Raw genomic sequence first — 20,955 nt, 5'->3', positions numbered from 1 at the left:
CCCCGACCCTACCCGCCGACCAGAACTCGTTTCCGCCGCGGACCTCATTTCACGGCTCCGCATTGTGCGATTTCACAACGAACCACTGCGTTACCGGGAGCTGCGGGCGCCAAGTCGTGAACGATCCCAGTGACTCCGCGCGGTAGATCTGAAACTTCCGCAATGCGCCGCCGTGCCTGGACACCCAGCTGAGCAGCATCGACTCCGACTCCGCGGTCACCGCGTTCACGACGAGCCTGCCGCCCTGTCGCAGCTGCGACCAGCATGTCTCGAACAGGCCATGCTGGGTGAGTCCGCCGCCGATGAAAATGGCGTCCGGCGCGGTGGATTCGGCGCGGTGGCGCAATTCCTCGAGTACTTCACCGCGTACGTCGATATACGGTACGCCGAGAGCCGCAGCGTTATCGGCGATCTGCCGTCGCCGGTGCTCGAGCCGCTCGAAAGTGACTGCGCGGCACGTGGGATGCGTGCGGCACCATTCGATCGCGATGCTGCCCGAGCCACCGCCGATGTCCCACAGCAGTTCGCCGGGGGCGGGCGCCAGCGCGGTCAGCGTCAGGGCCCGCACCTCGTTCTTGGTGAGTTGCCCATCGCCGCTGAACAGTTCGTCCGGTAGGCCGGGCAGTCGCGTCGCTCGAATATGCGCGGGGTCGGCGACGCATTCGATGGCGACGATGTTCAGTGGATCCCCGGCGGACCGTTGCCACTGTTTCGCGACACCGGTCTCGACCCGCTCGGCCGGGCCGCCCAGCTGCTCGAGCACCGTCAGCGTGGAATCACCGAAACCGTTGCGCCCCAATAGCTCGGCAAGCCGCGCCGGCGTCTCCGCGTCGGCGCTGAGTACCAGCACTCGCCGCCCGTTCACCAGCTCGGGCAGCACCGTCTCGAGCGCACGGCCGACCACGCTGACCACGGGCGTCTCGGCCAACCCCCACCCGAGCCGGGCACACGCCAACGACGCGGACGACGGCTGCGGCAGCACCCGAAGCGCGTTCGCCCCCAGTAACCGCGCCAACGTCACCCCGATCCCGTAGAACATCGGATCGCCGCTGGCCAGTACGCAGATCCGGGCGCCGGCGTACCGCTCGAACAGGCCGGGCAGTGCGGGCAGCAAAGGCGACGGCCACTCAACCCGCTCCCCCGTCGAATCCTCTTCCGGCACAAGAGAAAGCTGGCGCGACGAACCGAAGAGCACCTCGGCGGTCGCTATCGCCTCGCGCGCCGGACGCCCCAGCCCGTCCCAGCCGTCGGCACCGATCCCCGCCACGACGACCGGTGGGCCGGTCCAGTTCGCGGTCATCGACGCCCGCTCACCGCGGCATCCGGCGCCAGATCGCTTGGGGCAGCAGGCGCATCGCGAAGAAGACAGGACGCAGGATCAGGGGCGTCCAGACGACGCCGGTGCGCTTGTGCAGTCCCTTGACCACGGCGGCGGCCACCTGGTCCGGAGTGCTGGAGAAAGGCGCCGGTTCCATGCCCTCGGTCATCCGTCCGATGACGAAGCCGGTGCGCACCAGCAACAGGTGAACGCCGGTGCCGTGCAAGGCATCGGCGAGTCCGCTGGCGAAGCCGTCGAGTCCAGCCTTGGCCGATCCGTACACGTAGTTGGCGCGGCGGACCCGCACACCGGCCACCGAGCTGAACACGACGAGCTGCCCTTCCCCTTGCGCGCGAAGCAGATTCGCGAGCGTGGTGAGCACGCTGACCTGGGCGACGTAGTCGGTGTGCACCACGGCGATCGCATGCGCCGGATCCCGTTCCGCTCGGGCCTGATCGCCGAGCACACCGAACGCGACCACCGCCACCCCGATCTGCCCGTACTCGGCCGCGAGCTTCTCCAGGAAGGCCGGATGGTTCGCCGTGTCGTCGGCGTCGAATTCCACGCAGTGCACGGCCGCCGCGCCGGCGTCGGTCAGCGCCGCGATCTGCTCCGCCAGGTCGTCGCTGCGCCGCGCCGCGAGGATCACCACCTGCCCCGGTGCCAGTCGCCGTGCCACCTCGAGCCCGATCTCGCTGCGCCCGCCGAGCAGCAGCACCGTCCCCTCGGCAATCCCTCGCATTCCCATGCGCACAGTCTGTCATTGCGTCCCCACCCACCCGCGCAACGGGACATACCGAGCTATATCCCCTGTGCGGGACGACAAGGCGACACCGCTACGGTCTGGTTATGCCCACGCAGACCGCAGAACTCTCGCCCGCCGCGCTCGAATTCGTCACCGAGCGGCATCTGGCGACATTGACCACGTTGCGGGCCAACGGGACACCGCATGTCGTGGCGGTGGGCTTCACCTGGGATCCGGAGGCCAGGATCGCCAGGGTGATCACCGATGGCGCCTCGGCGAAGGTGCGAAACGTGCGGCGGGGCGGGTACGCGGCGGTGAGCCAGGTCGAGGGCCGACGCTGGCTCACGCTCGAAGGCCCGGCGACGGTGCTCGACGAGCCGGCCGCCGTCGCCGACGCGGAGCGACGCTACGCAGGCCGCTACCGAGTCCCCCGGGTAAACCCGACCCGCGTGGTCATCGCGATCCAGGTCGAGCGCGTGCTGTCCAGCTCCACCCTGATCAGCGCCCAACCGCAGTAGTAGCGCCGCCGGGCGGGCAGCGAATCGGCCCGCCCGAGCGCTACCCGTCGGCTACAGGACCGTCAATCCGTGCGGCCGCTGGTTCATCGACTCGCAGCCGTCAGCGGTGACCACGACGATGTCTTCGATGCGGGCGCCCCAGTCGCCACGGAAGTAGATGCCGGGCTCGATGCTGAAGGCCATGCCCTGCTGGAGGACGAGGTCGTTGCCTTCGACGATGTAGGGCTCCTCGTGCACCGAGAGGCCGATACCGTGACCGGTGCGGTGCACGAAGGCGTCGCCGAAACCGGCTTCGACCAACGGGTTTCGCGCGGCGGCGTCGACGGATTCGGCGGTGACGCCGGGGCGGACGGCGGCGACGGCGGCGGCTTGCGCGCGTTCCAGCGCGGCGAAGCGGGCGGCGATCTTGGGGTCCGGCTCGCCGAGCACGTAGGTGCGGGTGGAGTCGGAGTAGTAGCCGGGGTCGACCGGGCCGCCGATGTCGATGACCACCACGTCGCCGGTCTCGATGCGGCGCTCGGAGACCCCGTGGTGCGGGTCCGCGCCGTGCGGGCCGCTGCCGACGATGACGAACGCGGCCTCGGTATGCCCCTCCTCGATGATGGCGGCGGAGATATCGGCGCCGACCTCGGCTTCGGTGCGGCCGACCTGAAGGAATTCGCCCATCCGCGCGTGCACCCGGTCGATGGCCGCGCCTGCCCGGCGCAGCGCGTCGATCTCGGCGGCATCCTTGACCATGCGCAGTTCGCGCAGCACCGGGGTGGCGGAGGCGGGCAGGCCGGTGAACGACGCGGCCAGCGGGATGAGGTGCAGTGCGGGCATGGCGTCGGCGACGGCGACCCGGGAGCCGACGTGCAGCGCCGACTTCACCAGTCCGTACGGATCGGTCCCATCGACCCAGTCCAGCACCCGCAGGCCCAGTTCGCCTGCCGCGGAACCTTCCAGCGAGGCCAGTTCCAGCTTCGGGATGACCACCGAAGGGGTTGCGCCGTCGGCGGGGATGACCAGGCAGGTCAAGCGTTCGAACGATTCGGCTGCGGACCCGATCAGATACCGCAGATCCGGGCCGGGAGTGATCAACAAGGCGTCCAGATGAGCGGCCCGCATCAGCTCGACCGCCCGCTCCAACCGCTCACCGTAAATGTCCGCCGCGAACCTGGAATCCGTATGCGAGCTCATTCATCCGACGTTACCCGCCGCGCCCGCCCCCGCGAACCCGAACTCCCCGCTCCACCGCCCCCGTGCGCATCGGATGACCGCTCGCCGACACTGCTGTTGCCCGTCGCTGCTGGATCGTCCGGGTTTGTCGGGCCTGCGAGGTAGCCTCAGCGCGTGACTTCTGCTGCGACTTCCGGTGGACCGCTGCTGCTCCTTGACGGTGCCAGCCTGTGGTTCCGTGCCTTTCACGCGATCCCCGAGAAGATCACCGCGCCGGACGGGCGGTCGGTCAACGCGTTGCGTGGGTTCACCGACATGGTCGCGTCGCTGATCACCAAGCATGCGCCGAGCCGTCTGGTGGTGTGTCTCGACCTGAACTGGCGTCCGACGTTCCGCGTCGACCTGGTGCCGTCCTACAAGGCGCACCGGCTCGACACCTCCGCCGACGCGGGCCCCGGCGCCGAAGTAGTCCCGGACACGCTCACCCCGCAGGTCGACATGATCCTCGAGGTGCTCGAAGCGGCAGGCATCGCGACCGGCGGCGCCGACGGGCTGGAGGCCGACGACGTGCTCGGCACGCTCGCCACCCGCGAGACCACCGACGAGGTCGTGGTCGTCAGCGGCGACCGAGATCTGCTGCAACTCGTCCGGGATACCCCGCTGCCACCCGTGCGGGTGCTCTACGCGGGGCGCGGCCTGGCCAAGGCCGAGCTGTACGGCCCGGCCGAGGTTTCCGCCAAATACGGTGTGCCGCTGGAGAACGCGGGCCGCGCCTACGCCGACCTCGCCACCCTGCGCGGCGACGCCTCGGACGGCCTGCCCGGCGTAGCGGGCATCGGCGAGAAGTCCGCGTCGATGCTGATCACCCGCTTCGGCTCGCTGGAGGCCTTGGTCGCGGCCGTCGAAGACCCCGAAGCCGACCTCGCCCAGGGCATCCGCGCCAAACTCCGTGCGGCAGAAGAGTATTTGAAAGCAGCGGCCCCCGTCGTCCGAGTGGTCTGCGACGCCGACGTCGAACTCTCCCGCCCCGACACCCTCCCCGCCGCCCCCGCCGACCTCGACCGCCTCCGCGAACTGGCCACCGCCTACAACGCCGAGAGCCCGGTCACCCGCCTCATCAAGGCCCTGGCGGCCCGCACCGCCTAACTCTCGAATCCCCAACGGGCCGACAGGAAAACGCCAACGGTCGGCCCACCGAAGTGGGCCGACCGGGAGGCTACTTGCGGGCGAGACCTAGTTCGGGCGGCCGACCTCGTAGGTTCCGTCTTCCTTGGTGATCTTGATGGTCACCTTCTTGCCCTCGCCGCTGACCTTCAGGTTGCAGTCGAAGGTGGCGTCGACCTTGACTTCCTGGCCGGACGGGCAGGAGACGTCGCTGACGTCCTGGATGCCGTAGGAGTCGGTCAGCACCTTCTTGACGCCGTCCTGGACGGCGGCTTGGTCCAGCTTGTCCTTGGAGGTCAGCACGAGGACGAGTGCGACGATGGCGCCGATGACCACGACACCGAGCACGACCAGGCCGATGACCAGGCCTTTTCCTTTGCTCTGCGGCGGGGGCTGCTGCTGGCCACCCCACTGCGGCTGCGGCTGCTGCTGGCCACCCCACTGCGGCTGGCCCTGCTGCCAGTCCTGCGGCTGGGTCTGGCCCCACGGCTGACTCTGCTGGCCGGGCTGACCCCACTGCGGGTTCGGCTGCTGCCCCCACTGCTGCTGTCCGGGCTGCTGCGGCGGCTGACCCCACGGCTGCTGCGGCGGCGACTGGTCACCGCCCCACTGCTGGGTCGGCTGGGCCGAGGCCGGAGTCTGCGGCTGGCCGCCCCACTGGTGGGTGGGTCCTGCCCCGCCGGGTGCCTGCTGTCCACCCCACTGCTGGGTGGGGTCGTTGTTGCGCCCCTCCCCGGGTTCGCTGGGTCCAAACGGGCCGCTCATCTGGTTGCCTCCACTCGCATCGTTGTACACACGGTAGCCCCCCGCGTGAGAACGGTCCGATATCTCTAGTCCTCCGCCACGGTCGGTACGCGAAAGAAATCAAATCACAATCGAATCCGCTACGCGGCGTCCACCGCGACGACACCCCGCCGGATCGCGCGCACCGCCTTCGCGGCGGTCGCGGCGACCTCCTCGTCGTCGGCGGTGTTGTGGATCTGGTCGAGCAGGTCGATCACCTGCCTGCACCAGCGCACGAAATCGCCCGCGGACAGCGGCGTGGCCTGATCACCGCTGGCGAGCAACGACTCGGCCAACCCGTCGCCGCGCGCCCACTTGTGCACGCCGGTGACGAAGCCGAGGTCCGGCTCCCTGGTCGGCGGCAGCTTGTGCCTCGCCTCGTCGGAGCGCAGTTCGGACCACACGCGGATGGTCTCGCCGATCGCCCGCCGGATCGGTGCCGTCGGCCCGGTCACACCGAGATATCCACCGTCCTGGCGGGATTCGAACACCAGAATGGACACCACGCCGGCCAATTCGGCCGGGCCGAGCCCGCGCCACAGCCCCTGCCGCAGGCATTCGGCGACCAGCAGGTCGCTTTCGGAGTAGATCCTGGCCAGCCTGCGACCGTCCGCGGTCACCTCGGATTCGTGCACGAACCCGCGTTCTTCCAGCAATCCGAGGATCCGATCGAAGGTGCGGGCCAGCGAGTTGGTCGTTGCGGCAACCTTCTGGCGCATGGTCTCGGTTTCCCTGGCCAGCTTGTTGTAGCGCTCGCCGATGCGCGACATCTGCTCCCGATCCGCGCGGGTGTGCGCCGGATGGGCGCGCAGAGTGCGCCGCAGAGTCGACAATTCCCGGTCGTCGGCCGCCGACGCGCGTTTGCCGCGACGCGGCCGGCCCGGCGCGGAGATCCCGGTGCTGCGCAGCGCCGACGCCAGATCGCGACGGGCCTGCGCGGTCCGGTGATCGACCCGGCGCGGCAACCGCATGTGCCCCAAGGCCTCTGCGGGCACCGGGAAGTCGGCCACCGACACCCGTCCGGCCCACTTGTCCTCGGTGAGCACCAGCGGACGCGGGTCACCCGGCGTCGCGTCGGGTTCCAGGATGACCGCGAGCCCGGCCCGCCGCCCGGACGGGATCGCCACCACGTCACCGCGGCGCAACGCCGTCAGCGCCGCGACCGCGACACCACGCCGGTCGGAACGCCCCTGCTGTTCGAGCTGGCGCTCCCGCTGCTTGATCCGTTCCCGCAGCGAAATGTATTCCAGGAAGTCACCATCGGCGCCGCCGAGCTGATCGCGCAGCTTGCGCAGCGTGGACTCGTTGCGTTCGATACCGCGCACCAGTCCGACCACCGAACGGTCGGCCTGGAACTGCGCGAACGAACGCTCCAGCAGCGTGCGCGCCTCGGCGGCGCCCATCCGGTCGATCAGGTTGATCGACATGTTGTAGCCGGGCTTGAACGAACTGCGCAGCGGATAGGTCCTGGTGGAGGCCAGACCGGCGACCGCACTCGTATCGACCTCCGGCTGCCACAGCACCACCGCGTGGCCTTCGACGTCGATGCCGCGCCGCCCGGCGCGACCGGTCAACTGCGTGTATTCACCGGGGGTGAGTTCGGCGTGCGACTCGCCGTTGTACTTGACCAACCGCTCCAGCACCACCGTGCGCGCGGGCATGTTGATGCCGAGAGCCAGTGTCTCGGTGGCGAATACGGCCCGCACCAGACCTTTGACGAACAGTTCCTCGACGGTATGCCGGAACGCGGGCAGCATCCCCGCGTGGTGCGCGGCCAGCCCGCGGTGCAGCGCCTCGCGCCACTCCCAGTACCCGAGCACCTCCAGGTCCGCCTTCGGCAGGTCACCGGTGTGCTTCTCGATGATGTCGTCGATCTGTTCGCGATCTTCCTCGCGGCTCAGGTCCAAACGGGAGCGCAGGCACTGAGCCAGCGCGCCATCGCAACCCGCGCGGCTGAAGATGAAGGTGATCGCGGGCAGCAGGCCCTCTTCGTCCAGCTTCGCGAGCACCTCCGGCCGCGGCAACGGCCGGAAGTCACGCCGCGGGCCGCCGCGCCCGTTGCGCGGACCATGCCAGCTGTTGGCCCGATCGGCCGCCTCGCGCTGCTTGATGAACCGGACCAGATCGCCGTCGACCAGCACCTTCTGGTCGGTGGAGTCGGTGTCGAACAGGTCGAACATCCGTCGCCCGACCATGACGTGCTGCCACAGCGGCACCGGCCTGGTCTCGTCGACCACCACCGCGGTGTCGCCGCGCACGGTCTCCATCCAGGCGCCGAACTCCTCGGCGTTGGAGACCGTGGCCGACAGGCTGACCAGCCGCACATCCGGCGGCAGATGCAGGATCACTTCCTCCCACACCGCGCCACGGAACCGGTCGGCCAGGTAGTGCACCTCGTCCATCACCACGAACGACAGCCCGCGCAACGCATCCGAGGACGCGTAGAGCATGTTGCGCAGCACCTCGGTGGTCATCACCACCACGGGTGCGCCGGGGTTGATCGACTGGTCGCCGGTGAGCAGGCCGACGCTGTCGCGGCCGTACCGCTCGGTGAGATCGGCGAACTTCTGGTTCGACAGGGCCTTGATCGGCGTGGTGTAGAAGCACTTTCCGCCCGCGGCGAGCGCCAGATGCACGGCGAACTCGCCGACGACGGTTTTACCCGCACCGGTCGGCGCGCAGACCAGGACGCTGTGCCCCTCTTCGAGTGCCGCGCAGGCGGTGCGCTGGAAAGGATCCAGGCTGAACTTCAGCTCGGTGGAAAACTTCGCTAGCTCGCCTGTATGCGACCGGTGATGTGTCACCGTCAGAGGGTATCGGAGTAGTCCGACATCGAGCGCCCGGTTTTATCCGGGGGTGTCATGATCGAGTCGGCCGGGTCGATCGGGTCGGGGCTGGGCAGCGTGGACGCCTCTTCGTCGGCCAGCGCGGCCAGGTTGTCGGCCTCCTTGCGCGCCTTGCGAATGTCGTTCAAGCGGGAGAACTGAATGGCGACCTCGAACAGCACCGTCAGCGCGAGCGCGAGCGCGAGCATGGAGAACGGGTCCTGCGGGGTGACGATGGCCGCGAAAACGAAGAGCCCGAAGGTGATTCCGCGCCGCCACGCCTTGAGCCGCGCGTAGGTGAGCACCCCGATGAGGTTCAAACCGATGATCAGCAGCGGGGTTTCGAAGCTGACGCCGAAGATCACCAGCAGCTGGATGATGAAGCCGAAGTACTGCGAACCGCTCAGCGCGGTGATCTGGACGTTGTTGCCGATCGTCAGCAGGAAGCTCAACGCGTGGGCGACCACGAGGTAGGCCAGTGCGGCGCCGGTCGCGAACAGCACGCTGCCCGCCGAGACGAAGCCGACCGCGTACTTGCGTTCCTTGGCGTACAGACCCGGCGTGATGAACGCCCACAACTGGTAGAGCCAGATCGGCGCGGCGAGCACGACGCCCGCGGTCATACCGACCTTCAAGCGCAGGGTGAACTGCTCGAACGGCGCGGTGGCCAGCAGCTTGCAGCTACCGTCCGGGCTGATCGCGGCGCGCGACGAATCCGGCAGCGCACAGTAGGGGCCGCGAAGAATATCGCCGAGGCTCTTGATGCCGAGGAACCCGTACTCGTACCAGATGAACCCCAGCACGGTGGTGAGGATGACCGCGGCGATCGAGACCAGCAATCGGTAGCGCAGTTCCTGCAAATGCTCGACCAACGACATGGTGCCGTCGGGATTGGTCCGGCGCTTGCTGTGCCGGGGATCGAACGGGATTCGCATGGTGGGTGATGGCCCCTGGGTTGAGAAGCTCGGCAACAGCGCACGGATCCCGGAATGAGTCGCTACTCACTCCGGGGCGAACAGCCCGCTCAGAGCTTCTTCGGCTCGGCCTGGGGCTGCGGGGTGACCGACGGGGTGACCTGCTGCGCGGGCGGCAGTTGCTGAACGGGCGGCTGCTGCGCCGGCGCCTGCGCGTCGGAGGAGTCCTTGCCCTCGTTCTGCATCTGGCTGACCTCGCTCTTGAAGATGCGCAACGACCGACCCAGGCTGCGGGCCGCGTCGGGCATCCGCTTGGCACCGAAGAACATCACGAAAACGACCGCAATGATCAGCCAGTGCCAGATGCTCAGACTGCCCATGATTTTTTACCTCCCAAGACTGGTGATGGTTCTGATGCTACCGGAGGGTGACGTGCGCGAACGCACCGTCCGGCCGCTCGGCGCACTGGGGAGTGCGAAGTCACGATGCCCTGTTTGCCCGGTGTTCACCCGAGCTGGGCGCGCTGTGTCAACGGGCGCTCGCCTGCGCGGCCCGTAGTTGTTCGAGCAGTTCCGCGCCGGTCCAGGTGCGCCGGTCGCCCTGCTCGGCGGCCACGACCAACTCGATCAGCCGCTGATTCACCGGCGTCGGCAGCCCGACCATCGTGCCCAGATCGACGATTTCGCCACAGAGCCAGGATATTTCGGTTTTGCGGCCGAGCTCGAGGTCGTCCGCCATGGACGAGCGCGCCATCGGATCGATGGCCAGCACCCGGCCGAACACGCGCCGGAAAACGCCGTCGGGGACGGTCAGCAGCCTGGCCATCAGCGCCGGCGGCACGGGTGTCAGCCGGGCGGGCGCAATTCGCGCCCTGTTCATCACCGTGAGCGCTTCCCGCTGGGTCAGCGCCAAGCAGCGCCGATAATTCCGGTCGCCGAGTTGCTCGCGCAGCGGCCGACCGGACAGCGCGTTGATCGGATTGTTCAGATTCAACAGCAGTTTCGCCCACTGCACCGAGCGCAGCTCGGGGTAGCGGCGCAACGCCAGCCCGGCCTGCTGGAAAACGTCGAGGAACTGTGCCAGCGCCGGATCGTCCTGCACGGCGAGTCCGCCCTCGGTGCCGCGATGGAAGCGGCCGCCCGGGTGGTGCACCACGTTGAACAGCACCATGCCGGCCAGCACCACGCAGTTGGGCAGGATCTCCCTGATCACCGTGTCGTTGCCGATGCCGTTCTGCAGGCTCAGCACCACCGTGCCCGGCCGGATCTTGCCGGTGAGCTCGCGCACCGCATCCGCGGTCGCCGCCGATTTCACGGTGACCAGCACCAGGTCGGCCGAGCCGATGTCGTCCGGCTCGGTGGCCACCCGGAAACGATCGGGAGTCAGGGTGTCGTCGCCGCCGTCGAGGTCGGTGAGCCGGACACCGGACGCGGTGATCTCGTCGAGCAGCCGGGGCCGGCCGACGAACGTGACATCGGCGCCCGCCACGGCCAGTTTGCCGCCGACGAAGATGCCGATGCTGCCCGCACCGATCACCATCACCCGGCTCGCCGCGCCGGTGCTCATGCCAGCTCCTCGAATCCGGCGGCCGCGTAGGCGGCCAGCGCGGCATTCGAGCGTTCACGCACCGCCGCGACCAATTCCGGCGGCCCGAGCACGGTGACGCTCGCCCCGAAGCCGAGCAGCAGACGCGCCATCCAGTCCAGCGTGGCGAACCGCATGGTCGCCTCCAGGCTGCCGTCGGGGTGCACGGCGAGCCGATGCATGGGGTACTGATCGAGCACCCAGGCGTAGTCGCCGTGAATACGCAAGCGCGCCAACGGAACCGCGGGATCGTCCTGGAACAGGTCGAGCGCGGCGGACTCCTCGGTGGCGTGGCTCGGCGGCCTGGCCGGCTCGTCCAGTTCGGTGGCGTCCTCGATCCGGTCGAACCGGAACAGGCGGACGCCCTCGGCCTGCCTGCACCAGGCTTGCAGATAACTGTTGTTGTCGACGAGGACGATCCGGATCGGATCGACGACGCGTTCGGTGACGACATCGCGGCTGGCCGAGTAGTAGACCAACCGCAACGCACGCTGTCTGGCCAGCGCCGACCGCACGGTGGCGACGGCGGGTGCCTCGGTCGGCGGGGTGCGGACGTCGTCCGGCTCGGTGCCCGAACCGCCTGCGATCGCCGATTCGATCTTGGCGATGGCGGCGTGCGCCGCGGTCGGGTCGACCATGCCCGGCATGTCCACGATCGAGCGCAGCGCCACCAGCAGCGCGGTCGCCTCGGTCGAGGTGAGCCGCAGCGGGCGATCGATGCCCGCGGAGAAGGTGACCTCGATGCTCTCCTCGGAGAACGACAGATCGATCAGGTCACCGGGGCCGTAACCGGGCAGGCCGCACATCCACAGCTGGTTGAGATCGCTCATCAGCTGCTTGGTGGTCACGCCCAGATCCGCCGCCGCCTCCGCCGCGCTGATACCGGGGTGCGCGATGAAGTACGGGATCATGTTCAGCAGTCGCGAAAGTCGAACCGAAAGTCGAGAAGAACTCACGACTCCACCTCGCTAACGCTCGGCTCCGTCGTGCGTTCAAACGCGCTGTGTCCTTGGTTCGCTCGCTGACGCTCCCTCACGACTCCACCTCGCTAACGCTCGGCTCCGTCGTGCGTTCAAACGCGCTGTGTCCTTGGTTCGCTCGCTGACGCTCCCTCACGCTCTGACCTCCGTGCGATCGAAAACCGAACGCAACCGCGCGACCACATCGGTGCGCAGGTCCTCCGGCGCGAGCACGACCGCGTCCGGGCCAAGGCCGGTGATCAGGCGGGCAATCCAGTCGCGCGACCGGACCGGTAGCTCGACCACCGTGCCGACGCGACCGCCGATGGTGCGTTCGCCGGTCACCTGGCCGATCCGGCGGAGTTCGCGCCCGCGCCCCTCGGCCACCCACACCGTCGCCGTGAAACTGACCGGCGCCGAGCTGGTGACGCGGTCGACGATGGTGCGCAGGTCGATACCGTCCGGTTTGCGCACGGCGTTCTCCGGCCCGTAGGCGGTGACGTCGTCGCCGATCCTGGACAACCGGAAGCTGCGGACCGCGTCGCGCTGCCGGTCGTGGCCGACGAGATACCAGCGACCGTGCCGGGTCACCACACCCCACGGCTCCACGTCGCGCATCAGATAGGGCGCGTTGATCGCGCCACGATGCTCGAAGCGCACGGCTTGGCCCGCGTCGATCGCGGCGAGCAGTTTGCCGAGCACCGGTTCCGAGCCGCGGGTCCGCGCGGGTACGGCGGGCACCGAGGCCACCGCGGCGTCGGTCTCCACGTGGATACCGGCGGCACGCAGTTTGAGCAGCGCTCCGTCCGCCGCGGCGGCCAGTTCGGGCGATTCCCACATCTGCACGGCGACCGCGACGGCGGCGGCCTCCTCGTCGGACAGGTCGATCTCGGGCAGCTCGTAGGCGTCCCGGTTGATCCGGTAGCCCTCCACCGACGTGTACCGGCCGACCGGTCCGATCTCCAGGGGTATGCCGAGGTCACGCAGCTCGTTCTTGTCCCGCTCGAACATTCGGCTGAACGCCTCGTCGCTGGCGGACTCCTCGTAACCGGCGACGCTGTCCCGGATCCGCTCCGCGGTCAGGAACTGCCGGGTCGACAGCAGCGCGATGACCAAATTCATCAGCCGCTCGACCTTCGATATCGCCACCCGATAGAGGGTAATCTGCCCCGCACCGCGCGTGCGCGTCGGCGCGCGATTCCCTCGATCACAGGTCGCCGCGCGGGGAGAATCGAGGGCATGATCATCGCTTTCTCTGTGACCCCGCTCGGCACCGGCGTCGATGTCGGGCGTGCCGTGGCCGAGGCCGTGCGGGTCGTGCGCGCCAGCGGGCTGCCGAACCGGACCGATGCCATGTTCACCACCGTCGAGGGCGAATGGGACGAGGTGATGGGCGTGGTGAAGCAGGCCACCGACGCCGTGCTCGCCGCCGCCCCGCGCTGCAGTCTGGTGTTGAAGGCCGACATCCGGCCCGGCGTCACCGACGGGATGACCTCGAAGGTCGAGTCGGTCGAGCGCTACCTCGCCGAGGATTAGTCCGGAATCGGCGTCTGCTGATACAGCACCAACTTCCACTCGCCGCCCGCGCGCAGATAGACACTCGACATCAGCGCGCGGAAGGCGGGTGCATCGCCCTCGCGATACGCGACGCCGGTGTACACCAGCACCTTGCTGTCCACTCCACCGTCGACCACCCGCGGCCCGAGAATTTCGTATGTCCGCCACGGCGGTGAATCATTCAGCGCGGCAATAACTTCCGCCCGCCCCAACACCGTCCCGTGCGCGAGCACCATCACCGCATCCCCGGTCATCAGCAGCCCGTAGAAGTCGGCCCCGGTGCCATCACACAGCGAGTCCCAGCCCCGCCGCTCCACCTCGAGCAGCTCATTGAGAAGTTCCGTGTCCGCCATACCCCCACGGTAGGCACAGTCACGGCAACCGACATCCACCCAGGTAGGGATTCGCCGAAAAAGTCCGACGGCGACCGATACCCGATTGCTCGGGTCCGGTCGCCCCGTCACTACATGGAGGCGATGAGGCGGTCCACGCGTTCGTCCACCGAGCGGAACGGGTCCTTGCACAGGACCGTGCGCTGGGCCTGGTCGTTCAGCTTCAGGTGGACCCAGTCGACGGTGAAGTCGCGGCCGGCTTCCTGGGCTGCGGTGATGAAGTCGCCGCGCAGTTTGGCCCTGGTGGTTTGCGGCGGGGTGTCGACCGCAGCGTCCACGGCCTCGTCCTCGGTGATCCGCTTGGCCAGCCCCTTGCGCTGCAGCAGGTCGAAGACGCCGCGGCCGCGCTTGATGTCGTGGTAGGCGAGGTCGAGCTGGGCGATCTTCGGGTCGGACAGCTCCATGCTGTAGCGATCCTGGTAGCGCTGGAACAGCTTGCGCTTGATCACCCAGTCGATCTCGGTGTCCACCTTGGCGAAGTCCTGCGCCTCGACGGCGTCGAGGGTGCGGCCCCACAGGTCGACGACCTGGTCGATCTGCGGGTCACGGTCCCGGTTGCGCAGGTGCTCGACCGCGCGGGCGTAGTACTCGCGCTGGATGTCCAGGGCGCTGGCCTGCCGCCCGCCGGCGAGCCGAACCGGGCGGCGACCGGTCAGGTCGTGGCTGACCTCGCGAATGGCGCGAATCGGATTGTCAAGGGCGAAATCTCGGAAGGAGACGCCCGCCTCGATCATCTCCAGCACCAGCGCGGCCGTGCCGACCTTGAGCATGGTGGTCGGCTCGGCCATGTTCGAGTCGCCGACGATGACGTGCAGGCGCCGGTACTTCTCCGCGTCCGCGTGCGGCTCGTCGCGGGTGTTGATGATCGGCCGCGAACGGGTGGTCGCCGACGAGACGCCCTCCCAGATGTGCTCGGCACGCTGGGACAGGCAGAACGTGGCCGCCTTCGGCGTCTGCAAGATCTTGCCGGCGCCGCAGATCAGCTGACGGGTCACCAGGAAGGGCAACAGCACGTCGGAGATCCTGGAGAACTCGCCCGCACGCACCACGAGGAAGTTCTCGTGGCAGCCGTAGGAGTTGCCCGCGGAATCGGTGTTGTTCTTGAACAGATAGATATCACCGCCGATGCCTTCTTCGGCAAGCCGCTGCTCGGCATCGATCAGCAATTCTTCGAGGACCCGCTCGCCCGCTCGGTCGTGGGTCACCAATTGGTGCAGGCTGTCGCATTCGGCAGTCGCGTACTCCGGATGGGAACCGACATCGAGGTAGAGCCGAGCACCGTTGCGGAGGAACACGTTCGAGCTGCGGCCCCAGGACACCACCCGGCGGAACAGGTACCGGGCTACCTCGTCGGGGGACAGCCGACGGTGACCGTGGAAGGTGCATGTCACACCGAACTCGGTCTCGATCCCCATGATTCGTCGCTGCACACTATCGACATTACAGCCATGTCATGCGCCCGCGTGGGGCTGCGGACAACACGATCGCATACGTCTTCACAACGATTCGGTCCGGTTTGCCCTGATTCGGCGCCCCGCACCACCCTGGACACCCTTTTCGCAATCCCCGAGCCACCGCGCTGTCGCCGCAGATCCCATTCGATACTCCCCCGTGTGTCCCGACCTCGGTAGGCACCGGCTCGCAGCATCATGGCTACCGCTTCAGCGAAGTTCGTTTGTCCCGATATCGACGACGAAGGTAGGCCGAATGCGGAAATGGATCAGGGTGGCGGCGGTCGCGGTAATGTGCGCCGTCGTTTCACAGGGTGTGGTGGCCGCCGAATTCGACGACGCCCCGCCGAGCACGCTGATCGCGGTGGACGGCGGGCACCTCGACTGGCCGACCATGCTCCGGCTGCTACGCGAGGACAACCTCACCATTCGGCTGGCCGACTCGGCCCGGCAGCGCATGAACACCACCCGGCAGGGCGCCCTGGATTCCATCGAGGCCGGTCAGCGGGTGTACGGCTGGAATCAGGCGCTCGGCCCGCTGAAGGACCGCCCGCTCGAACCGGACCAGCAGCGCGAATTCCAGCGGCGCATGCTGCGCTCGCACGCCGCGGGCGTCGGGCCCATGCTGGCGCCGGGTGTGGTGCGGCTGGCCCTGGTACTGCGCGCCAACTCGATGGCCAGGGCCGCGATGGGGGTGCGCCCGGAGGTGGTGGACCGGATGCTGTCGATGGTCGAGGCGGGCGTGCTGCCGATGATGCCGGAGATCGGTTCGCTGGGCACCGGCGATCTGCAACCGATGGCGGCGGCCGGGTTGAGCATGATCGGCGAACACAATCCGGTCCTGTTCCGCGGCACCCGGACGGCGGCGAGCATGGCGTTTCGCGCGGCGGGCCTGCCGGAGCAGTTCACCCTGGAGTCCGGCGAGGCGCTGCCGCTGATCAGCGGCGGCAGCGTGGTCACGGCCCGTTTCGTGGAGGCGATCGACCGCGCCGAGCACGACCTGCACGGCTTCGCCGCCGCCTTCGCGCTGTTCCTGGAGGCGACCAGGGCCGAGCAGGGCGCCTTCGACGAGCGCACGCACAACGAGCGCAACCTCGATCACGATATCGACGGAGCAGGCGACATTCGCTCGATGGTGTGCGGCACCGAATGGATGACCGACCGAGGACGCGAACGTTCCGGCGACGCGCATCCGCGCATCCAGGACGCCACCTCGGTCCGCTCGACCCCGCACGTGATCGGCGGACTGCGGCACAGCCTGGAGACGGCGCGCGACACGGCCCTGCGCGAGGCGAACGCCTCCACCTCCAACCCGCTGATCTTCGAAAAGGACGGTGGCGGATACGAATTCGTGATGGGCGGCAACTGGGCGGTGACCAGGATCGGCGCCCAGATCGACGCGTTGAACGCGCAGATCGCGAACCTGGCGATCCTGTCCGAGGGGTTGTCCGGCCGGCTGCTGGAACCGAAATGGAGCTACGGGGTGCCCGCGAATCTCGCGGGCGGGGAGATCGGGCTGAACTCCGGCATGGTGCAGGCGCAGACCGTTGCCGCCGCCTTGATTCCGGAGATCCAGGTCAGAGCTCATCCCGCGAGCACCATGTCCAGGCCGGTGAAGGGTGGTCAGGAGGATCTCAACACGATGGCGATGGCGTCGATGCGCAACCTCGCGGACAACCTGGATCGGCTGGATATCGTGCTCGGCGTGCAGATCCTGATGGGCGCGCAGGCGGTCGATTTGATGCGCGACCGGATGGGCGAGTTGCGCCTCGGTTCGGGTACCGAGGCGGTGCACGCCGTAGTTCGTCAGCGCATCCCGATGCTCCATGACGACCGCTATCTCAGCCCCGACGTCGACGCGGCCATCGCCCTGGTTCGCGAGGACGCCTTCACCCCCGCCTTCCGCGCCGCCGACGAAACACGCTGCGCCGCATAGCCGGAACGAGCCATGGCTACCAGGACGATGCCGCCATGCCTCGCAGAAAAGAAAGCGGGCCCGTGCGATAGCCGCCACTGGGACGGCACCGCACGGGCCCAAACTTCTGAACGGCGTTACTCGGCTTCGGGAGTCTCCGCCGGTTCCGCCTTGGCCTTGCCCTTCTTGGCCGGGTTCAGCAACTGCTCGAGCGTGGAGTTGGTGACCCGCCGGAAGGCCCGTCGCGGTCGCGCCTGCTCCAGCGTGGCGACCTCGAGCGAACTGACGCCGAGCACCCGCTTCTCCTTCTCCGCACCCTCGGGGACGCCCGCCTGCAGCGCCTCGACCGCGACCTTGATCGCGGCACCCAGGTCGAGACCCGGCTTGTAGGACGCCTTCAACGCGGTCAGGATCGGCTCGGTCGTGCCGCCCATCACCACGTATTCGCGCTCGTCCACGATCGACCCGTCGAAGGTGATCCGATACAGCACCGTCATCGGCGACTGCTCCGGATAGCCCACCTCCGCCACGCAGATCTCCACCTCGTAGGGCTTGAGCTGATCGGTGAAGATCGACCCGAGCACCTGGGCGTAGGCGTTGGCCAGTGCGCGGCCGGTCACGTCGCGGCGGTCGTACTGGTAACCGCGAATGTCGGCCTGCAGGATTCCGCTGCGGCGCAGATTCTCGAACTCGTTGTATTTGCCGACCGCGGCGAACCCGACCCGGTCGTAGAGCTCACTCACCTTGTGCAGCGTCGCGGACGGGTTCTCCGCGACGAACAGCACACCCTTGTCGTACACCAGGACCACGACACTGCGACCCCGACCGATGCCCTTGCGCGCGAGCTCGGTCTTGTCGCGCATGATCTGCTCGGCCGACGCGTAGTACGGCAGTGTCATGCGCGAACACCCCCTTCTTCGGCAGCCTCGCGATCGGCCACGATCCCGCGAGCGATCGCTTCGAGGCGGTCCTCGGTCACCTCGACCGCACCTTCCTCATCGATGACGATCGCCGTCGGATAGATCCCGCGCATCAGATCGGGACCGCCCGTCGCGGTGTCGTCGTCGGCCGCGTCGAACAGCGCCTCGACGGCGATGCGCAAGGCGCGCTCCTGATCAATTCCCTTGGCGTACAGCTTCTTCAGCGACCCCTTGGCGAAGACCGAACCCGATCCCACCGCGGCGTAACCGAACCGCTCCTCGCTACGTCCACCCACCACGTCGTACGAGACGATGCGGCCGACCCGGTCCGGGTCGGTGGCATTGACGTCGTACCCGACCAAAATCGGAACCACCGCCAGCCCCTGCAGGGCGGCGGGCAAGTTCTCGCGCACCATCTTCGACAGCTTGTTGGACTTGCCGTCGAAGGTCAGGGATACGCCCTCGAGCTTCTCGTAATGCTCCAGCTCCACCGCGAAGATCCGCACCATCTCGACGGCCATGCCCGCGGTGCCTGCGATGCCCGCCGCGGAGTAGCTGTCGGTGATGTAGACCTTCTCGATGTCCCTGCTGGCCAACAGGTTTCCCTGGGTGGCCCGCCGGTCACCGGCGATGAGCACGCCGCCGCGGTAACTGATCGCGACGATGGTGGTGCCGTGCGGCGCGATGTCCTTGGCACCGGTGGCGCTCGTCATCGCGCCATCGACCATCCCGAACTTGTTGCCTGGCAACATGTCCGGTGCGTGCATGCGGAGGTATTCGGAGAAGGACGAGAGGGCGTACCCCAGGTGGAGACGCGAGGGGTCACCTACTGTCACTGGCCGCCTTTCTGAACGTACGCACGGACGAAGTCTTCGGCGTTCTCCTCGAGCACATCATCGATCTCGTCGAGCAGGTCGTCGGTCTCCTCCGCCAGCTTTTCGCGGCGCTCCTGACCGGCGGCGTCCGCACCCTCTGGGCCATCATCCTCGTCGCCGCCCCCGGCGCGCTTGGTCTGCTCTTGTGCCATGGCAGCCGACCTCCTCTGTCCTCATCATGATCGGAGCTCGATGTCGAGCACGGCTCCGATCATGAGCAAATGTCCGTGCTCGTCCTTCAACACTACCCAGCCGAACCGACACGATGTCGTATTCCGTCCCGATGTACGTCGAGTCGGTAGCGGTCCCGTGATCAGGTTGTGAGCTGTTCCACAAGATCGGCGGCCGAGCTCACCCCGTCGAGCAGCTTGCCGACGTGCGCCTTTGTGCCGCGGCGCGGCTCCAGGGTCGGGATGCGGACCAGCGAATCGCCGCCGAGGTCGAAGATCACCGAATCCCAGCTCGCCGCGGCGATGTCGGCGCCGAACCGGCGCAGGCACTCGCCGCGGAAGTAGGCGCGAGTGTCGGTGGGCGGGTTGGTCATCGCGTCCATCACCTGCTGCTCGGTGACCAGCCGTTTCATCGAACCGCGGGCAACCAGGCGGTTGTACAGGCCCTTGTCCAGGCGCACGTCGGAGTACTGCAGATCCATCAGGTGCAGCTTCGGGGCCGCCCAGCCCAGTCCCTCACGCTGGCGCATGCCCTCGAGCAGGCGCAGCTTGGCGGGCCAGTCGAGCAGGCTCGCGCACTCCATCGGGTCGCGCTCGAGCAGATCGAGCACCATGGCCCAGTTGTCGATGATGTCCTGCACGCGCTTGTCGTCGTTGCCGGTGCGATCCACGAACTTGATCACGCGGTCCAGGTACACCCGCTGCAGCGCGAGCCCGGTGAGCTCACGGCCGTCGGCGAGCGCGACGGTGGCGCGCAGCGTCGGGTCGTGGCTGATCGTGTGCACGGCGGTGACCGGGCGGGCCAGCTGCAGATCGGTCAGGTCCTCGCCCGCCTCGATCAGGTCGAGCACCAGCGCGGTGGTGCCGACCTTGAGGTAGGTGGACATCTCGGCCAGGTTGGCGTCGCCGATGATGACGTGCAGCCTGCGGTACTTGTCCGCGTCGGCGTGCGGCTCGTCGCGGGTGTTGATGATGCCGCGCTTGAGGGTGGTCTCCAGGCCGACCTCGACCTCGATGTAGTCCGCGCGCTGGGACAGCTGGAAGCCCGCGGTGTCGCCGGACTGCCCGATGCCGACCCGGCCGGAGCCGGTGATCACCTGACGGGACACGAAGAACGGGGTCAGGCCGAGGATGATCTGGTTGAAGGGGGTGTCGCGGCTCATCAGGTAGTTCTCGTGGGTGCCGTAGGAGGCGCCCTTGCCGTCGACGTTGTTCTTGTACAGCTGCAGGCGCGGGGCGCCGGGCACGCTCGACGCGTGCCGTGCGGCGGCCTCCATCACGCGCTCGCCCGCCTTGTCCCAGATGACCGCGTCCAGCGGATCGGTGACCTCGGGTGCGGAGTACTCGGGGTGGGCGTGGTCGACGTAGAGCCGGGCGCCGTTGGTGAGAATCATGTTCGCCGCGCCGACCTCGTCGGCGTCGATCACGGGCGCCGGTCCGTTCATCCGGCTCAGGTCGAAGCCGCGCGCGTCGCGCAGCGGCGACTCCACCTCGTAGTCCCAGCGGGTGCGTTTCGCACGCGGCACACCCTCGGCGGCGGCGTAGGCGAGGACGGCCTGCGTTGAGGTGAGGATCGGGTTGGCCGACGGCTCGGTTGGGGTCGAAATGCCGTACTCGACCTCGATTCCGATGATGCGCTGCATAGGTCGAGCCTAACGGGCACCGCCCGGCGAAGTCCGTCGGCAGCCTGCGCCGAGCCGGGGACGA

General features: G+C 68.2%; 20 protein-coding genes. 4 read left to right on the top strand and 16 right to left on the bottom strand.

What is annotated here, in order from left to right; genetic code table 11:
* Positions 1–49 precede the first annotated feature (49 nt).
* Both cbiE and ACIHA7_RS22390 read right to left on the bottom strand, forming a co-directional pair.
* A complete protein-coding gene (cbiE, locus tag ACIHA7_RS22395) occupies positions 50–1,300 on the bottom strand; it encodes a precorrin-6y C5,15-methyltransferase (decarboxylating) subunit CbiE (protein ID WP_397292757.1) in 1,251 nt (416 codons plus the stop codon).
* A 10-nt stretch (positions 1,301–1,310) separates the two neighbouring features.
* Positions 1,311–2,060 carry an SDR family NAD(P)-dependent oxidoreductase gene (locus ACIHA7_RS22390; protein ID WP_397293128.1) on the bottom strand — a complete coding sequence of 250 codons (750 nt, stop codon included), beginning with the start codon at positions 2,058–2,060 and terminating at the stop codon, positions 1,311–1,313.
* 107 nt (positions 2,061–2,167) lie between these two features.
* Here ACIHA7_RS22390 and ACIHA7_RS22385 point away from each other — a divergent pair, with 107 nt between their 5' ends.
* Positions 2,168–2,581, top strand: a complete 414-nt coding sequence (locus tag ACIHA7_RS22385) for a PPOX class F420-dependent oxidoreductase (protein ID WP_397292754.1) — start codon at positions 2,168–2,170, stop codon at positions 2,579–2,581.
* A 51-nt stretch (positions 2,582–2,632) separates the two neighbouring features.
* Here the strand turns inward: ACIHA7_RS22385 and ACIHA7_RS22380 are convergent, their stop codons facing one another.
* Positions 2,633–3,760: a M24 family metallopeptidase gene (locus tag ACIHA7_RS22380; protein WP_397292750.1), complete on the bottom strand. Its 1,128-nt coding sequence runs from the start codon at positions 3,758–3,760 to the stop codon at positions 2,633–2,635.
* Positions 3,761–3,913: 153 nt separating this feature from the next.
* Between ACIHA7_RS22380 and ACIHA7_RS22375 the strand changes: the two genes are divergently transcribed.
* The gene (locus tag ACIHA7_RS22375; protein ID WP_397292746.1) at positions 3,914–4,885 is read left to right on the top strand and encodes a 5'-3' exonuclease H3TH domain-containing protein; all 972 of its coding nucleotides are present in this window, start codon (positions 3,914–3,916) and stop codon (positions 4,883–4,885) included.
* Between the two features lie 87 nt (positions 4,886–4,972).
* Here the strand turns inward: ACIHA7_RS22375 and ACIHA7_RS22370 are convergent, their stop codons facing one another.
* The 7 genes from ACIHA7_RS22370 to ACIHA7_RS22340 all read right to left on the bottom strand — a co-directional run bounded on the left by ACIHA7_RS22370 (position 4,973) and on the right by ACIHA7_RS22340 (position 13,117).
* Complete coding sequence (locus ACIHA7_RS22370) at positions 4,973–5,668, bottom strand: DUF4333 domain-containing protein (protein WP_397292744.1); 696 nt, start codon at positions 5,666–5,668, stop codon at positions 4,973–4,975.
* A gap of 119 nt (positions 5,669–5,787) precedes the next feature.
* The gene (locus ACIHA7_RS22365; RefSeq protein ID WP_397292742.1) at positions 5,788–8,490 is read right to left on the bottom strand and encodes a DEAD/DEAH box helicase; all 2,703 of its coding nucleotides are present in this window, start codon (positions 8,488–8,490) and stop codon (positions 5,788–5,790) included.
* Between the two features lie 2 nt (positions 8,491–8,492).
* Positions 8,493–9,446, bottom strand: a complete 954-nt coding sequence (tatC, locus tag ACIHA7_RS22360; protein ID WP_397292738.1) for a twin-arginine translocase subunit TatC — start codon at positions 9,444–9,446, stop codon at positions 8,493–8,495.
* A gap of 89 nt (positions 9,447–9,535) precedes the next feature.
* A complete protein-coding gene (tatA, locus tag ACIHA7_RS22355) occupies positions 9,536–9,805 on the bottom strand; it encodes a Sec-independent protein translocase subunit TatA (RefSeq protein WP_397292734.1) in 270 nt (89 codons plus the stop codon).
* Positions 9,806–9,953: 148 nt separating this feature from the next.
* Positions 9,954–10,991 (bottom strand): 2-dehydropantoate 2-reductase, encoded by a 1,038-nt coding sequence (locus tag ACIHA7_RS22350; RefSeq protein WP_397292732.1) that lies wholly within the window; start codon positions 10,989–10,991, stop codon positions 9,954–9,956.
* Complete coding sequence (locus ACIHA7_RS22345; RefSeq protein ID WP_397293127.1) at positions 10,988–11,920, bottom strand: helix-turn-helix transcriptional regulator; 933 nt, start codon at positions 11,918–11,920, stop codon at positions 10,988–10,990. Before ACIHA7_RS22345 ends, ACIHA7_RS22350 begins: the two co-directional genes overlap by 4 nt.
* Positions 11,921–12,121: 201 nt before the next feature.
* On the bottom strand, positions 12,122–13,117 hold the full coding sequence (locus tag ACIHA7_RS22340; protein WP_397292729.1) for a helix-turn-helix transcriptional regulator: 996 nt from the start codon (positions 13,115–13,117) through the stop codon (positions 12,122–12,124).
* Between the two features lie 90 nt (positions 13,118–13,207).
* On the opposite strand from ACIHA7_RS22340, the gene ACIHA7_RS22335 reads away from it, so the two are divergent.
* On the top strand, positions 13,208–13,504 hold the full coding sequence (locus tag ACIHA7_RS22335; RefSeq protein WP_397292727.1) for an MTH1187 family thiamine-binding protein: 297 nt from the start codon (positions 13,208–13,210) through the stop codon (positions 13,502–13,504).
* On the opposite strand, the gene ACIHA7_RS22330 is transcribed toward ACIHA7_RS22335, so the two are convergent.
* Both ACIHA7_RS22330 and pafA read right to left on the bottom strand, forming a co-directional pair.
* Positions 13,501–13,878, bottom strand: a complete 378-nt coding sequence (locus ACIHA7_RS22330; protein ID WP_397292725.1) for a nuclear transport factor 2 family protein — start codon at positions 13,876–13,878, stop codon at positions 13,501–13,503. The two genes, ACIHA7_RS22335 and ACIHA7_RS22330, sit on opposite strands and share 4 nt — an antisense overlap.
* Before the next feature lie 110 nt (positions 13,879–13,988).
* On the bottom strand, positions 13,989–15,347 hold the full coding sequence (pafA, locus tag ACIHA7_RS22325; protein ID WP_186818252.1) for a Pup--protein ligase: 1,359 nt from the start codon (positions 15,345–15,347) through the stop codon (positions 13,989–13,991).
* Between the two features lie 277 nt (positions 15,348–15,624).
* Between pafA and hutH the strand changes: the two genes are divergently transcribed.
* Positions 15,625–17,304 (top strand): histidine ammonia-lyase, encoded by a 1,680-nt coding sequence (hutH, locus tag ACIHA7_RS22320; RefSeq protein WP_397292722.1) that lies wholly within the window; start codon positions 15,625–15,627, stop codon positions 17,302–17,304.
* A gap of 116 nt (positions 17,305–17,420) precedes the next feature.
* On the opposite strand, the gene prcA is transcribed toward hutH, so the two are convergent.
* The 4 genes from prcA to dop form a co-directional block, all read right to left on the bottom strand.
* On the bottom strand, positions 17,421–18,182 hold the full coding sequence (gene prcA, locus ACIHA7_RS22315; RefSeq protein WP_397292718.1) for a proteasome subunit alpha: 762 nt from the start codon (positions 18,180–18,182) through the stop codon (positions 17,421–17,423).
* A complete protein-coding gene (gene prcB / locus ACIHA7_RS22310; RefSeq protein ID WP_397293126.1) occupies positions 18,179–18,970 on the bottom strand; it encodes a proteasome subunit beta in 792 nt (263 codons plus the stop codon). Before prcB ends, prcA begins: the two co-directional genes overlap by 4 nt.
* 65 nt (positions 18,971–19,035) lie before the next feature.
* On the bottom strand, positions 19,036–19,230 hold the full coding sequence (locus ACIHA7_RS22305; RefSeq protein WP_107657679.1) for a ubiquitin-like protein Pup: 195 nt from the start codon (positions 19,228–19,230) through the stop codon (positions 19,036–19,038).
* 161 nt (positions 19,231–19,391) lie between these two features.
* Positions 19,392–20,891, bottom strand: a complete 1,500-nt coding sequence (gene dop, locus ACIHA7_RS22300) for a depupylase/deamidase Dop (RefSeq protein ID WP_397292716.1) — start codon at positions 20,889–20,891, stop codon at positions 19,392–19,394.
* Positions 20,892–20,955: the final 64 nt, after the last annotated feature.

Source organism: Nocardia sp. NPDC052316 (genome assembly GCF_044547795.1).
Taxonomy (GTDB): Bacteria; Actinomycetota; Actinomycetes; order Mycobacteriales; family Mycobacteriaceae; genus Nocardia.
Note: the sequence above shows the minus strand (reverse complement) of the source record. Positions and strands in the feature narration are given on the sequence as shown.

Excerpts from the sequence above, each read along its gene's own strand:
- cbiE (WP_397292757.1), bottom strand. The coding sequence starts at position 1,300 with ATGACCGCGAACTGGACCGGCCCACCGGTCGTCGTGGCGGGGATCGGT.
- ACIHA7_RS22390 (WP_397293128.1), bottom strand. The coding sequence starts at position 2,060 with ATGCGAGGGATTGCCGAGGGGACGGTGCTGCTGCTCGGCGGGCGCAGC.
- ACIHA7_RS22385 (WP_397292754.1), top strand. The coding sequence starts at position 2,168 with ATGCCCACGCAGACCGCAGAACTCTCGCCCGCCGCGCTCGAATTCGTC.
- ACIHA7_RS22380 (WP_397292750.1), bottom strand. The coding sequence starts at position 3,760 with ATGAGCTCGCATACGGATTCCAGGTTCGCGGCGGACATTTACGGTGAG.
- ACIHA7_RS22370 (WP_397292744.1), bottom strand. The coding sequence starts at position 5,668 with ATGAGCGGCCCGTTTGGACCCAGCGAACCCGGGGAGGGGCGCAACAAC.
- tatC (WP_397292738.1), bottom strand. The coding sequence starts at position 9,446 with ATGCGAATCCCGTTCGATCCCCGGCACAGCAAGCGCCGGACCAATCCC.
- tatA (WP_397292734.1), bottom strand. The coding sequence starts at position 9,805 with ATGGGCAGTCTGAGCATCTGGCACTGGCTGATCATTGCGGTCGTTTTC.
- ACIHA7_RS22350 (WP_397292732.1), bottom strand. The coding sequence starts at position 10,991 with ATGAGCACCGGCGCGGCGAGCCGGGTGATGGTGATCGGTGCGGGCAGC.
- ACIHA7_RS22345 (WP_397293127.1), bottom strand. The coding sequence starts at position 11,920 with ATGATCCCGTACTTCATCGCGCACCCCGGTATCAGCGCGGCGGAGGCG.
- ACIHA7_RS22335 (WP_397292727.1), top strand. The coding sequence starts at position 13,208 with ATGATCATCGCTTTCTCTGTGACCCCGCTCGGCACCGGCGTCGATGTC.
- ACIHA7_RS22330 (WP_397292725.1), bottom strand. The coding sequence starts at position 13,878 with ATGGCGGACACGGAACTTCTCAATGAGCTGCTCGAGGTGGAGCGGCGG.
- hutH (WP_397292722.1), top strand. The coding sequence starts at position 15,625 with ATGCGGAAATGGATCAGGGTGGCGGCGGTCGCGGTAATGTGCGCCGTC.
- prcA (WP_397292718.1), bottom strand. The coding sequence starts at position 18,182 with ATGACACTGCCGTACTACGCGTCGGCCGAGCAGATCATGCGCGACAAG.
- prcB (WP_397293126.1), bottom strand. The coding sequence starts at position 18,970 with ATGCACGCACCGGACATGTTGCCAGGCAACAAGTTCGGGATGGTCGAT.
- ACIHA7_RS22305 (WP_107657679.1), bottom strand. The coding sequence starts at position 19,230 with ATGGCACAAGAGCAGACCAAGCGCGCCGGGGGCGGCGACGAGGATGAT.
- dop (WP_397292716.1), bottom strand. The coding sequence starts at position 20,891 with ATGCAGCGCATCATCGGAATCGAGGTCGAGTACGGCATTTCGACCCCA.